Origin of the sequence: Nocardioides sp. QY071 (genome assembly GCF_029961765.1) — a bacterium.
Classification (GTDB): domain Bacteria; phylum Actinomycetota; class Actinomycetes; order Propionibacteriales; family Nocardioidaceae; genus Nocardioides.
Map to the genome: position 1 here is coordinate 5,000,751 of NZ_CP124681.1, position 12,522 is coordinate 5,013,272.

Below are 12,522 nucleotides of genomic sequence, written 5' to 3' on the forward strand. Positions count from 1 at the left end.
GTCAGCTCCCGAAGCCCACCGGCTGCGAGTCCGGTACGCCGAGCGCCCGGTCGAAGCCGTCGGGGATCAGCAGGTGCTCGGGGCGCAGCTCGGCGGTCGAGGCGAGCGCGAGCCCGCGCAGTGCGGAGTCGACGCCGCCGGAGAGGACGTCGAGGACGTTCTCCACGCCGGCCTGGCCGTTCGCGGCCAGCCCCCACAGGTAGGCACGGCCGATCATGACGGCCTTGGCGCCGAGCGCGAGGGCCTTCACGACGTCGGAGCCGCGACGGATGCCGCCGTCCATGACCACGTCGATCTGCTCGCCGACGGCCTGCGCGATGGGGCGGACCATGCGGATCGCGGCCGGGGTGCCGTCGAGGTTGTTGCCGCCGTGGTTGGACACCGAGATCCCCGCGACACCGACATCCACCGCGCGCAGGGCGTCGTCGACGCGGCACACGCCCTTGAGCACGAAAGGCGTCCCGGAGATCTGCGCCCAGGTCTCGCGCATCCACGCCACGTCGTCCCAGCTGGGCGGCGGGGTGGTCATCCACTCGTAGTAGGCACCGAAGAACGTCGGCCCGGTCGTCTCCCCGGGTGCGGCGAGGTTGGGGGCGGTCAGGTCGGGCAGCTTCCCCGTCTCGCGGAACTGCTGGCCGAACTGCCACAGCCACCGCGGCTTGGTCGCCACCTTCGGCGCGAGCCGGACCATCGCCTTGAGGTCGACCTTCTCCGGGATCTCCGGGCTGCCCCAGTCACGACCCATCGAGAACGACCAGTCCAAGGTGGCGATCAGGCCACGTACGCCGGCGGCGTGGGCGCGCTGCATGCGCTGGACCATCGTGTCGCGGTCCCCGGTCCAGTACATCTGGAAGAAGGTCGTCGCACCCGTCGCGGTGACGTCCTCCACGGACTTCGAGGCGAAGTTCGACAGGCCCATGATCGTGCCCCGGGCGGCGGCCGCCCGGGCGACGGCGACCTCGCCGTCCGGGTGGACCGCCTGCACGCCGGTCGGGGAGATGATCACCGGCAGCCCGATCTGCTGGCCGAACACCGTGGTCGCCTGGGAGCGCTCGGGGAGCTGGCCCACGACGTGCGGCGCCAGGCCGAGCTCGGCGAACGCGGCCTGGTTGTCCGCGACCGACTGGCCGCGCTCGGAGCCGGCCACCAGGGCGCCGTACAGCGGTTGGGGAAGGCGCTTGCGAGCTCTCTCCTGCGCGACCGCGACCGACTCGAACCAAGGGTTCTGCTTCCAGGGGTTCTCGATCTTCTTCATGAGCAGCAGCCTCCGTTGTCCCCGGTGGTCGAGGAGGTTGCGCAGCAACCGTCACGAGACCCCGGCTGGGCGAGTGGGTCGAATCCGGCCAGCGGGCTCTCGGCACACGCCGAGACGGGCGGCGCAGTGAGGAGCTTGAGCATCACCGGCTGGTTGCGCGTGGGGTTGGCCTTAGAGTGGTCCTGGCTGGGCGCGGGGATGGTGCGGTCGCCGGCGAGGGCGTGCTCGCCGTACCCCTGCACGCACTCGGGGTCCGGGCCGTCCAGCGGCAGCCCGGTGAAGAACTTCGCAGCCATGCAGCCACCGCGGCACGAGTCGAAGAACTGGCACGACGAGCAGGCGCCACCGGTCTGCGGCGAGCGGAGCTCGTTGAACAGTGCCGAGTCCTGCCAGACCTTCTGGAAGCCGCCGTCGGCGAGCAGGTTGCCGGCGAGGAAGTTGTCGTGGATCGCGAACGGGCAGGCGTAGACGTCGCCGATCGGGTCGATCAGGCACACCACGCGCCCGGCGCCGCACAGGTTGAGGCCCGGCAGGGACTCACCGAAGGCCGCGAGGTGGAAGAACGAGTCCCCGGTGAGGACCTCCTCCCCGTCAGCGGTGTGGGCCATCAGCCAGTCGTAGAGCTCGCGCTGCTGCTCCGGCAGCGGGTGCAGCTCGTCCCACACGTCCGCGCCACGGCCGCTGGGACGCAACCGGGTGAGGCGCAGCGTCGCGCCATACTCGTCGGCCAGCGCCTTGAACTCGTCGAGCTGACCGATGTTCTCCCGCGTGCAGACCACGGAGATCTTCGCGTCCGCGAACCCGGCGTCCTTGAGGTTCGCCAAGGCACGCAGCGCGGTGTCGTAGGAGCCGGGGCCGCGGACGTAGTCGTTGACCTCGGCGGTCGCGCCGTCGAGCGAGATCTGCACGTCGACGTAGCCGTTGCACGCCGGGGAGGCCAGGAACGCCGCACGCTCGGGGGTGATCCGCACGCCGTTGGTGGAGAACTTCACGCCCACCTGGTGGTTGACGGCGTACTCCAGCAGCTCCCAGAAGTCGGGGCGGATGGTCGGCTCACCGCCGCCGATGTTGACGTAGAACACCTGCATCCGCTGCAGCTCGTCGATCACTGCCTTGCACTGCTCGGTCGACAGCTCACGCGGGTCACGCCGGCCCGACGAGGACAGGCAGTGGGCGCACTCGAGGTTGCAGGCGTAGGTCAGCTCCCAGGTCAGGCAGATCGGGGCGTCGAGGCCGTACTCGAACTGCTGGACCAGCGATCCGGTCTCGGGACGCTGCATCGGTCGGTCGGGTGCGATCGTCATCACGCAACCTCCTCGGCGGTGACGGTGGGGCGGGGGCGGATCATGTCGGTCGCGGCCAGGCCGCGCAGGGCGGCCGCATAGGCCGCGTGCTGGGAGGCCGGGACACCCGCGGTCTCGAGCGCGGTCCGCACGTCCGCAGCCTCCCCCAAGGCCCGGACGACGGCGACCAGCTCGGGCCGCTTGAGGAAGGTCAGCTTCCGGTTGCCGAAGTGGTAGGCCAGCGCCCCGAACGGCTCGGGTCGCAACGCCACCGACGGCGAGAGCATCCACGGCTCTCCCAGCAGGGCGTCCATCAGTAGACGCCGCACATGCCGTCGATCGAGACCTCCTCGATGAGGTCCTCGGCGGCCAACTCGACGGTCTGGTCCTGCTCGATCTCGGGGTTCATCATCTCTCCTCCAGCTCGTGCCGATGTGGTAGCCGCCACACTAAATGCACCAATGGCAGAAAGTCACCCCTCCGTTCGGCGGGGGTTCGACCTCGACCCTCGGGCGGTAGGTTGACGGCCCATGACCGGAGAGCGGAACGAGGGCGGGCGGAGCAGCGCGCGCGGGCGTCCCGAGGCCACCTCCCACGCCGCGATCGAACAGGCGGCGTTCACCCTCTTCGCCGAGCGCGGCTTCGCCCGGACCACGCTCGACGCGATCGCCGAGGCGGTCGGCGTCAGCCGGCGCACGCTCTTCCGCTACTACCAGTCGAAGAACGACATCCCGTGGGGCCAGTTCGACCGGACGCTCGACCACTTCCGCGACCTGCTCTCCGAGCAGGCCGACGACCTCCCGGTGCACGAGGCCGTCCACCGCGCGGTCGTGGAGTTCAACCGCTTCCCTGCGGACGCCCACCCCCCGCACCGCGAGCGGATGCGCTTGATCCTGACGACACCCGAGCTCGAGGCGCACTCGGTGCTGCGCTACGCGGAGTGGCGCCAGGTCATCGCCGAGGACGTCGCCCGGCGCACCGGGGCACGGCCCGGGGACCTGGTCCCCCAGGTCGCCGGGCACGTGTCCCTGGCCATCTCGCTCTCGGCCTATGCGGCGTGGCTGGCAGAGCCCGACGCCGAGACCGTCCCCCTGCTCGACATCATCGACGCGGCCATGGCCGGGCTCCGGTTGTACCTGGGCGTCGAGACCTAGGAACCTGCTGACGACTTCGCCACCAGCGCAGACAGGATGCGCTCGGCCACCACGTCCACCGGGCCGAGGCCGTCGACCGTCGCCAGCAGCCCACGCTCGGCGTACTGCGCCGCGAGCGGCGCCGTCTCGGCGGCGTAGACCTCCAGCCGGCGGCGGATGACCTCGTCAGTGTCGTCGACTCGACCCTGGGCCTCCGCCCGGAGCATGAGCCGGCGCACCAGCTCACCCGGGTCGGCCTCGACGAGCACGACCGCATCGAGCGCGGTGTCGCCGCGCTCAAGGATCGCGTCGAGCTCGTCGACCTGCTGCAGCGTGCGCGGGTAGCCGTCGAGGAGGAAGCCGTCGGCGCAGTCGGGGTCCGACAGCCGCCCGGCCACCATCGCGTTGGTGACCTCGTCGGGGACGTACTCGCCCGCATCCATGTACTGCTGGGCGGTACGTCCCAGCGGGGACTGCTGCGCGACGTTCGCACGGAAGATGTCTCCCGTCGAGATCGCCGGAATGCCGAACCGCTCGGCGATCGCGACGGCCTGGGTGCCCTTGCCGGCACCGGGCGGACCCATGAGGAGAAGACGCATGCGCAGGAGGACCTTTCGTCGTCGACGCGGGTCCGCCCCAGCTCACGGACCCGTCGTCGCGCAGGCTAGGCCGCAGCCCGCTGCAGCTACGTTGCACCGGGCCGGGCCCCACCGTCGGGTGGGTCGAGCCCGTCCGACCGGGCAGTCCCAACTGCGACCTGCTCGCAGGGTGCGGACCCGACCGCACCGTCGGCACAGTGACCGGGACCACATCCCCTCTGGAGGTATCCCATGTCCACTGAAACCCCTGTCCCCGACGGCAACCCCGGCCTGATCGGAGTCCCGACCTTCCTCGTCGGCTCGGTCGCCCTCGGCCTGGTCCTGGTCGGCTTCGTCCCCTCCAGCGCCGGCTCGGCGTCGATCCCGATCATCGCGACCGCCACCGCGTTCGGCCAGGCCGTGGCGGCCGTGTGGGCGACGCGGCTCAACCAGAACGCCGTCGCCGCCATCTTCGGCATCTTCACCGGCTTCTGGTCGAGCTACGCGGCGCTCGTCCTCGGCCTGACGCACAACTGGTTCGGGATCCTTCCCGCGGACGCCGTGCGGACCCAGGAGCTGTTCCTCGGCTCCTGGCTCGCCGTCATCGTCCTCCTCACGCTGGCCACCCTGCGCCTGCCGCGTGCGTTCACGATCCTGTTCGGCCTGATCGACCTCGCCCTGCTGCTGGTCCTGCTCGGCACGGCCCAGGCCAGCACCGACCTGACCCGGCTCGGCGGCTACACCGTGTTCGCCTTCGTCAGCGTCGGGGCATACCTGTTCCTCGACGCCATGTCGCAGGCCACCGGCGGCCGGGCCCTGCCCCTCGGCGCGCCGATCCGCGCCTGATCACCGACGGGAAGCGCCGGTTGGATCCGGGGCTGTGGCGGAGTGCCGGACGGCGCTCCACCGCAGCCCCTTTCCCATGGGCCTGCCGGAAGGACGACCGGCCTCTCCGACCGGGCAGGTCGGAGCCGAACCATCCGTTCAGGAGCCGCTCCTCACAGCGGATGGTTTGCGTTTCCCAGCCTCCCCGCCGGGGTGTGACCAGCCTTACGTTCCGGTGGTCAGCACGTCCCACCAGGAGGTTCCTCATGCAGGTTGACGAACTGCTCAAGCCGTTCCCGATCAAGGAGTTCCACCCGTTCCCACGGGCCCTCATGGGCCCCGGAGCGCACGAGCTCATCGGTCCCGAGGCCATCAAGCTCGGCTTCACCAAGCCGCTCGTCATGACGTCGGGCCTTCGCGGCACGAACGTGGTCCAGAAGATCGTGGACTCGCTCAAGTACCACGGCCTCGAGGCCGTCGTGTACGACAAGGTCGAGTCCAACCCGAAGGACTACAACGTCATGGACGCGGTGGCCCTGTACCAGCAGAACAAGTGCGACTCGTTCATCTCGATCGGTGGCGGCTCCTCGCACGACGCGTGCAAGGGCGCGCGCATCTCGGTCGCCCACGACGGTCGCAACGTCAACGACTTCGAGGGCTTCAACAAGTCGGAGAACCCGAACAACCCGCCCCACATCGCCGTCTCCACCACGGCCGGCACCGGTTCGGAGACCTCGTGGGCCTACGTCATCACCGACACCACGACGGACCCCGACAACCCGCACAAGTACGTCGCCTTCGACGACGCATCGGTGGCCACCCTCGCCATCGACGACCCGGTGCTCTACTTCGACTGCCCGGTCGACTACACCGCGCAGTGCGGCTTCGACGTTCTCGCGCACGCCTCTGAGCCCTACGTGTCGCGGCTCAACTTCGAGCCGTCGCTGGGCAACGCGATCCGGGCCATCAAGCTGACCGCGGAGAACCTGCGCGAGGCGGTCTGGAACGGCCAGGACCTCAAGGGTCGCGAGGGGATGATGTACGCCCAGTACATCGCCGCGCAGGCGTTCAACTCCGGCGGCCTGGGCATCATCCACTCGATCTCGCACGCGGTCTCGGCGTTCTACGACACCCACCACGGGCTCAACAACGCGATCGCGCTCCCCCGCGTGTGGGCGTTCAACATGCCTGCGCAGTACGGCCGGTTCGCCGACATCGCCGAGGCGATGGGCGTCGACACGCACGGCATGACCAAGCCGCAGGCAGCCGACGCCGCGCTCGCCGCCGCGATCCGGCTGCTGCGCGACGTGGGCATCCCCGAGAACTTCGTCTCGGTCACCCAGGACACCTACTCCAAGAACCGGCTCGGCCTGGGCCCGACCAAGTACTACGAGAACGCCAAGGTGATCAAGGGCGACGCCGTCGATGTCGACCGCATCACCAACCACGTGCTCGGCGACGCCTGCACCCCCGGCAACGCCAAGGAGTGCACGTTCGAGACCGTGCGCCCCGTCGTGGACCACTGCATGACCGGCGATCTGGACGACCTCCTGTCCTGAGCCACCGTGACTCGGTCCGGCTCGGGTGAGCCGGGGCACGCGCCCCCGGGCCGGACCGATCCACACCCCCATCCACCGCCCCGTCGCCCCAGGAGGCACCCATGTCCGCCCGACCCCTCGACGCCGTGCGCGACCACGCCGGCTTCACCGACGTCGCCGACGTCATCGACCAGTTCGCCGAGCACGGCTACCTCGCCGACGAGCGCCTGGCGACCACCGTCTTCCTGCAGGCACACCTGGAGAAGCCGATCCTGCTCGAGGGCCCGGCGGGCGTGGGCAAGACCCAGCTGGCGAAGTCGCTGGCCGAGGTCACCGGACGGCGACTGCTGCGCCTGCAGTGCTACGAGGGCCAGGACGAGACGACGGCCCTGTACGAATGGGACTACGGGAAGCAGCTGCTCTACACGCAGCTGATGCGGGAGAAGGTCGGCGCCCTGGTCGCCGACGCCCCCGACCTGGCCAGCGCCGTGGACACCCTCGCGGGAGAGGAGAGCGTCTTCTTCTCCGAGCGTTTCCTCGCCGCCCGTCCGCTGCTCGAGGCGATCCGGTCCGAGGACCCGGTGATCCTGCTCGTCGACGAGGTCGACCGCGCCGACGAGGCGCTCGAGGCCGTCCTGCTCGAGCTGCTCGCCGAGTACCAGGTCTCCGTCCCGGAGCTGGGGACCTTCCGGGCCCGGCACACGCCGTACGTGATCCTCACGTCCAACAACACGCGTGATCTCTCGGCCGCGCTCAAGCGGCGCTGCCTCCACCTCTTCCTCGACTACCCCGACGCGGAGCGAGAGCTCGACATCATCAGGTCCAAGAGGACCGGGCTGTCCGACGAGCTCGCCCGCCAGCTGGTCGGCGTCGTGCGCGGCCTGCGCGAGCTCGACCTGCGCAAGGCACCGAGCATCTCCGAGACGGTCGACTGGGCCCGCACGCTCGCGGTCCTCGGCGCCGAGGAGCTCACGGCGGAAACGCTGTCGGCGACCGCCAACGTCGTGGTGAAGTACGAGCGCGACCTGCGCCGCGCGCTCGAGGCACTGCCGCGGATGGTCGACCCGAACGCGGTCGTCCCCGGCCACCTGCACGACCACGGCCACGGTCATGGACATGGCCACGGGCACGGACACGGACACGACCACGGGACCACGACCGGTCCCGACGAGCCCGACGGGGCCGAGGTACGCCGTGCGAAGGACCTCCCGGGGCGGCATGACGAGGCGTACTACGGGACCGGTTCCATGGGGCCCAGCCGTCCCGTTCCTGCCGGCCAGGGTGCCCGCTCGTTCGGCTCGCGCCGCCGCCCCTTCTGAAGCCGGGGTCTGTGCCATGGACGGCGCCCTTCACCGATTCGTGCGTCTGCTGCGACTACACGGCATCCGGATCGGGATCTCCGAGGTAGTGGACGCGTCGCGCGCTGCCGGCGCCCCCGGAGTCCTCGACGACAGAGAGCTGCTCCGCAGCGCGCTGCGCGTGACGTTGGTCAAGGACCAGCGGGACGAGGCCGCCTTCGACCGGGTCTTCGACCGCTTCTTCCGGCTGCGCGCCGTGCTCGACTCCCCTGAGGAGCACGGGCACTCCCACGCCCACGACGACCTCTCGGACGACGGCGAGCTCGACGAGTTCGTGCTGTCCGAGGAGCCCGGTCGCACACCCAGCCAGGGACACAGCCACGGCAAGCCCCAGGACATCCGTGACTTCTTCGACCCCGAGGACCTCGCCCAGCAGTACAACCTGCACCAGGAGGCGAACAAGCTCGACATGGCCGCGATGACCGACGAGATCGTGCTGTCCAACGACGGCGCCGGATCCGCCACGAACGCCGCTCGCGTCCAGCTCGACACCTCACGGCTGCACAACCCGGGCCGGCCGGGGAGGATCGCCGACCGGACGGGCACGCGGCTCGACTCGGAGCTGACGGTCGCCGAGGAGATGGCCCTGCTGGCCTGGCTCGACGAGGGCGACGACGAGACCGTGGAGGGCAGCACGGTCGGGACCGATGACCTGGCCGCGCTGCGAACGGCACTCTCCGGTCTTCTCGACGGTCTCCCGGCGGCACTCCAACGCCACCTCGAGGAGCTGCTGGCCACCGAGGCCGCCATCGAGTCCCGCGAGGCCCGGGCCCGCGAGATCGACCGGATCGGCGAGGTCGAGCGGGCCACGCTGGAGGAATCGCTGCGCAGACTGGTTCGCAGCCTCCACGGGGCGCCGAGATCGCGGCGTCGCGAGGCCGCCCGGGGCAGCATCGACGGCTCACGCACCATGCGCCGCAACCTCCGCAACGACGGCGTGCCGTTCCGCCCGGTGACGGTCGCGAAGGTGACCGACAGGCCGCGCCTCGTCGTGCTGGCGGACGTCTCCCTCTCCGTCAGGGCCGCAGCCCGCTTCACGCTGCAGCTGGTCCACGGGCTGCAGGGCATCGCCTCGCACGTACGCACCTTCGCCTTCGTCTCCGACCTGGTCGAGGTGACCGATCACTTCGCAGAGCACCCGATGGAGGAGGCCCTGTCCCTGACGCTCTCCGGGCTTCCCGCCGGTGGCGTGCTCGACGTCGACACCGACTCCGACTACGGCTCGGCCTTCCGGCAGTTCCTCGACGAGTTCGGGGGCGGGCTCAACCGGCGGACCACGGTGGTCGTGCTGGGCGACGGGCGCGGGAACGGCAACGACGCGGCCGTCGGGGTGTTCGAGGAGATCACCCGACGGGCCCGCGAGACGATCTGGATCACACCTGAGCCGCGGTACTCGTGGACCCTCGGCAGCTGCGACCTCCCGGCGTACGCCGCCCACTGCGACCGCGTCCACGTCGTCCGCGACCTGGCCGGGCTGGACCTGGTCACCTCCCACCTGACCGAGATCCGATGACCGTCACGGCCGCGGCCCCGATCGACCCGCTGCGAAGCGAACGGCCCGGTGTCTACTCCGACGCGCTCGTCGAGGTCGTGCGGGGCGCCGCGGCTCCGGACCACGCGACCCGCACGTGCTCGTTCGCCTTCTGGAGCGACCGGGAACGCATCCACCTGGTCCACGACCTGCCCGACGACCTCATCGACAACGACCTCGCCGGGCTCGTCGCCGGCGAGCTCTTCGCGCCGGGCTGGCTGGACGGGAGCGAGCTCTTCGAGCGCGTGGTCACCGGCATCGTGGTCAGCACCTCGCCGGATCCGCTCGCCGCCTGGACCCTGTTCTATCGCAACACCCTCGACCGCCTCGCCGAGTCCGGCGCACGGGGCAACGAGGACCCGGGCGGTGGCCACGACCTCGTGGAGGGCTCGCTCGCCGGCTATGCCCCGGTCTACCGCCGCGCCCACGAGCTGATCGGCCCCGGCTCGATGCTCGAGCTGGGCAGCTGCTTCGGCTTCTTCAGCCTGCTCAGCGCCGGACATCTCGAGGTGACCGCGAGCGACCTCACGCCCAACACCGTCGGCCTGCTCGCGCGGGTCGCGCCGCGGCTGGGACGTCGGCTCGACACCGTCGTGTGCGACGCCGCCCGCGTGCCACGCCCCGACGCTTCCTTCGACACCGTCGTCGCCCTCCACCTTCTGGAGCACCTGCCTCCCGAGCACGGCCGAGCCGTCCTCCAGGAGATGCAGCGGGTGGCCCGGCGCCGGGTCGTCGTCGCCGTCCCCTACGAGGACGAGCCGACCGCGGCCTACGGCCACGTGCGGACGTTCACCCCGGGCGACCTCGCTGACCTGGGTCGTCGCGGCGGCTGGCAGTGGCACGTCCACGACCACCACGGGGGATGGCTGGTCCTCGACCGCCCGTGACGCGCGCCCCCGCGCGCCGTACCGTCCGGGCGAGGGCTCAGATCAGGCCGTCCTTGCTCGCGACGTACACCGCTTCGGCACGCCGGCTGACCTGCAGCTTGCGCATGATGTTGCTGACGTGGAACTTCGCGGTCGTGTCGGAGATGAACAGCTGCCGCCCGATGTCGCGGTTGGACATCCCCCGCGCGAGCAGCCGCAGGACGTCCTGCTCGCGATCGGTCAGACGACGGTTCTCGGCGGCGGTCTCCGCGTTGATGCCGCGCACCATCGCCGCCGCGCTACGCGAGTCGAAGGCGCTATCGCCGCGGTGCACGGCCCGGATCGCACGGACCAGCTCGGTGGTGTCGACCTCCTTGACGACGTAGCCGCGCGCCCCCTGGTGGATCGCCTCGAGGACGAGCTGGTCGTCGATCACGGTGGTGAGCACGAGCAGAGCGACGTCGGGATGCGTCTGGTGCAGGCGGGCACACAGCTCGATGCCCTCGTTGTCACCCGACGGCGAGAGCCGCAGGTCCAGCAGGACCACGTCGGGCCGGGACGCCGCGACGACGGCGAGAGCCTGGGCGGCGGTCGCCGCCTCGCCGACGACGCGCAGGTCCGCCTCCCGTTCCAGCACGGAGCTCAGGCCCTGGCGGACGATCGCGTGGTCGTCGACCAGCACCACCCCGATGGCATCCGAGGACTCGGCGCTCCGGGCAGGTTCGATCGTGGATGCACTCATGTGCTTCTCTCCTCCGACGTTGGGACGGCGCCGAGCACTGCGCCGCAGAGCGGGACACGGGACTCGATCGCCACGCCGCCGGCGCGGGACCGCCTGATCGACAGGCTTCCGCCCAACCCTTCGGCGCGCAGTGCCATGCCGACAAGGCCGCGGTGCCGACCGTCGGCCGCGCCTCGGCGAGCGAGTCGCATGGTGCGGCGCATCGCCGCCGGGTCGCCGTCGCCGTCGTCGCTGATCCGCAGGACGACGGAGTCCTCGAGGTAGCGCAGCCGGACCAGTGCCCGAGCCGCGTTGGAGTGCATGGCGACGTTGAAGAGCGCCTCGCCGGCGGTCCTCGCCAGGGCGTGCTCGGCCGCCGTTCCCAGGGGCACCGGGCTTCCCTCGAGCCGCAGCCGCACGTCGAGGTGGGGCCGGTGCTGGGCGGCCACCTCGGCCAGCAGCTCGGGCAGGCTCGCCACGTCCTCGGCGACCCGCTCGTGGTGCAGCGCGTAGATGACCGACCGCAGCTGCTCGGTCGCCTTCGCCATCAGGTCGCGCGCACGGTCCAGCTCCGGGACGACCGGGCCCTGGGGCGCGGCTCCGCTGCCGAACTCGCCGCGCAGGACCTCCACGACCAGGCCGGCACTGAGCACCGTCTGCGCCACGCTGTCGTGGAGCTCCAGGGCGATGCGGCGGCGCTCCCTCTCGAGGAGCTCCCTCTGGTCGGCCACCCTCAGCCGCTGCTCGGCGGCGCGGAGCTCCTCCGTGCGCGACGACAGCGTCCGTGCCTGCTCGGACACCTCGTCGAACAGCTGTTGGGCCCGACGCTGCTGCGCCAGGCCTGTCCGGTACAGGTCGCCGGTGTGCAGGGAGACGGCTGCGAGGTTCGCCAGGATGTGGAGGACCGACAGGTCGGGGGACTCGAGCGGAAGGTCGCGGCGAGGTGCGGCGGCCAGGCCACCCATGACGCTGCCGTTGATGAGCATCGGCACCACCACCCGGGTGGGGCTGTCGACGGCCCGGGGCGGCAGAGCGCCCGCGGCGATCTCTCCGACGGTCTCCCGTGCGTCGCCCGGCAGGTCGTCGACACGGTCGCCGACCCGGCCGGCGGCATCGACTGCGAGGAAGCGCGGCCTGGTCGACGGCAGCGCGTGGGAGCCCAGCGCGAGGACGGTCCACCGGGCGTCCAGGTGGACAGCGGCCACCCGGACGATCTTCTCCAGCAGCGCCCGGGGCCCTTCGACCGGGTGGACCAGGGCTCTGGAGATGGAGTCCATCGCCGTCACCGTGCGTTGGAGGCGCTCGTTCGACCGCTGGTACGCCGAGTAGTAGGTCTGCTTGCCCGACCGGACACCCGTCAGCGCGGCCAGGTCCGGCGGCGCCGGCAGGTCGGGCCGGTCGGCGCCCGGCTGGCCCGTGCCCTGCGCCACCTGC

13 protein-coding genes are annotated in these 12,522 nt (G+C 71.0%); 6 read left to right on the plus strand and 7 right to left on the minus strand.

Going from position 1 to position 12,522, the window contains the following annotated elements:
• Nucleotide 1: 1 nt before the first annotated feature.
• Genes mftD through mftA form a run of 4 tightly spaced genes read right to left on the minus strand, consistent with a single transcriptional unit; the run spans nucleotide 2 to nucleotide 2,947 of the window.
• The gene (gene mftD / locus QI633_RS24100; RefSeq protein ID WP_282427303.1) at nucleotides 2-1,255 is read right to left on the minus strand and encodes a pre-mycofactocin synthase MftD; all 1,254 of its coding nucleotides are present in this window, start codon (nucleotides 1,253-1,255) and stop codon (nucleotides 2-4) included.
• Nucleotides 1,252-2,559, minus strand: a complete 1,308-nt coding sequence (gene mftC / locus QI633_RS24105) for a mycofactocin radical SAM maturase (RefSeq protein ID WP_282427304.1) — start codon at nucleotides 2,557-2,559, stop codon at nucleotides 1,252-1,254. Before mftC ends, mftD begins: the two co-directional genes overlap by 4 nt.
• Complete coding sequence (gene mftB, locus QI633_RS24110) at nucleotides 2,559-2,852, minus strand: mycofactocin biosynthesis chaperone MftB (protein WP_141797004.1); 294 nt, start codon at nucleotides 2,850-2,852, stop codon at nucleotides 2,559-2,561. The genes mftC and mftB overlap by 1 nt, the downstream gene beginning before the upstream one ends.
• The gene (gene mftA, locus QI633_RS24115) at nucleotides 2,852-2,947 is read right to left on the minus strand and encodes a mycofactocin precursor MftA (protein ID WP_282427305.1); all 96 of its coding nucleotides are present in this window, start codon (nucleotides 2,945-2,947) and stop codon (nucleotides 2,852-2,854) included. Before mftA ends, mftB begins: the two co-directional genes overlap by 1 nt.
• A 121-nt stretch (nucleotides 2,948-3,068) precedes the next feature.
• Here mftA and mftR point away from each other — a divergent pair, with 121 nt between their 5' ends.
• A complete protein-coding gene (gene mftR / locus QI633_RS24120; protein ID WP_282427306.1) occupies nucleotides 3,069-3,692 on the plus strand; it encodes a mycofactocin system transcriptional regulator in 624 nt (207 codons plus the stop codon).
• On the opposite strand, the gene QI633_RS24125 is transcribed toward mftR, so the two are convergent.
• Complete coding sequence (locus QI633_RS24125) at nucleotides 3,689-4,270, minus strand: adenylate kinase (RefSeq protein WP_282427307.1); 582 nt, start codon at nucleotides 4,268-4,270, stop codon at nucleotides 3,689-3,691. The two genes, mftR and QI633_RS24125, sit on opposite strands and share 4 nt — an antisense overlap.
• Nucleotides 4,271-4,501: 231 nt before the next feature.
• Between QI633_RS24125 and QI633_RS24130 the strand changes: the two genes are divergently transcribed.
• The 5 genes from QI633_RS24130 (at nucleotide 4,502) to mftM (ending at nucleotide 10,388) form a co-directional block, all read left to right on the plus strand.
• On the plus strand, nucleotides 4,502-5,095 hold the full coding sequence (locus tag QI633_RS24130) for a GPR1/FUN34/YaaH family transporter (protein WP_282427308.1): 594 nt from the start codon (nucleotides 4,502-4,504) through the stop codon (nucleotides 5,093-5,095).
• Nucleotides 5,096-5,340: 245 nt separating this feature from the next.
• Nucleotides 5,341-6,633 carry an NDMA-dependent methanol dehydrogenase gene (gene mdo, locus QI633_RS24135; protein ID WP_282427309.1) on the plus strand — a complete coding sequence of 431 codons (1,293 nt, stop codon included), beginning with the start codon at nucleotides 5,341-5,343 and terminating at the stop codon, nucleotides 6,631-6,633.
• Between the two features lie 101 nt (nucleotides 6,634-6,734).
• On the plus strand, nucleotides 6,735-7,931 hold the full coding sequence (locus tag QI633_RS24140; protein ID WP_282427310.1) for a MoxR family ATPase: 1,197 nt from the start codon (nucleotides 6,735-6,737) through the stop codon (nucleotides 7,929-7,931).
• 40 nt (nucleotides 7,932-7,971) lie between these two features.
• On the plus strand, nucleotides 7,972-9,483 hold the full coding sequence (locus tag QI633_RS24145; protein ID WP_282427311.1) for a VWA domain-containing protein: 1,512 nt from the start codon (nucleotides 7,972-7,974) through the stop codon (nucleotides 9,481-9,483).
• Nucleotides 9,480-10,388, plus strand: coding sequence for a mycofactocin oligosaccharide methyltransferase MftM (mftM, locus tag QI633_RS24150; RefSeq protein WP_141796996.1), 909 nt, complete (start codon nucleotides 9,480-9,482; stop codon nucleotides 10,386-10,388). Before QI633_RS24145 ends, mftM begins: the two co-directional genes overlap by 4 nt.
• 37 nt (nucleotides 10,389-10,425) lie before the next feature.
• Here the strand turns inward: mftM and QI633_RS24155 are convergent, their stop codons facing one another.
• Entirely contained in the window at nucleotides 10,426-11,109 is a 684-nt protein-coding gene (locus QI633_RS24155) for a response regulator transcription factor (protein ID WP_141796995.1), read from the minus strand.
• Complete coding sequence (locus QI633_RS24160; protein WP_282427312.1) at nucleotides 11,106-12,518, minus strand: histidine kinase; 1,413 nt, start codon at nucleotides 12,516-12,518, stop codon at nucleotides 11,106-11,108. Before QI633_RS24160 ends, QI633_RS24155 begins: the two co-directional genes overlap by 4 nt.
• Nucleotides 12,519-12,522: the final 4 nt, after the last annotated feature.

Bases quoted from the DNA above. Each gene is read 5' to 3' on its own strand.
- mftA (WP_282427305.1), bottom strand. From the start codon at position 2,947: ATGAACCCCGAGATCGAGCAGGACCAGACCGTCGAGTTGGCCGCCGAG.
- QI633_RS24130 (WP_282427308.1), top strand. From the start codon at position 4,502: ATGTCCACTGAAACCCCTGTCCCCGACGGCAACCCCGGCCTGATCGGA.
- QI633_RS24125 (WP_282427307.1), bottom strand. From the start codon at position 4,270: ATGCGTCTTCTCCTCATGGGTCCGCCCGGTGCCGGCAAGGGCACCCAG.
- mftC (WP_282427304.1), bottom strand. From the start codon at position 2,559: ATGACGATCGCACCCGACCGACCGATGCAGCGTCCCGAGACCGGATCG.
- mdo (WP_282427309.1), top strand. From the start codon at position 5,341: ATGCAGGTTGACGAACTGCTCAAGCCGTTCCCGATCAAGGAGTTCCAC.
- QI633_RS24155 (WP_141796995.1), bottom strand. From the start codon at position 11,109: ATGAGTGCATCCACGATCGAACCTGCCCGGAGCGCCGAGTCCTCGGAT.
- mftD (WP_282427303.1), bottom strand. From the start codon at position 1,255: ATGAAGAAGATCGAGAACCCCTGGAAGCAGAACCCTTGGTTCGAGTCG.
- mftB (WP_141797004.1), bottom strand. From the start codon at position 2,852: ATGGACGCCCTGCTGGGAGAGCCGTGGATGCTCTCGCCGTCGGTGGCG.
- mftM (WP_141796996.1), top strand. From the start codon at position 9,480: ATGACCGTCACGGCCGCGGCCCCGATCGACCCGCTGCGAAGCGAACGG.
- QI633_RS24140 (WP_282427310.1), top strand. From the start codon at position 6,735: ATGTCCGCCCGACCCCTCGACGCCGTGCGCGACCACGCCGGCTTCACC.
- mftR (WP_282427306.1), top strand. From the start codon at position 3,069: ATGACCGGAGAGCGGAACGAGGGCGGGCGGAGCAGCGCGCGCGGGCGT.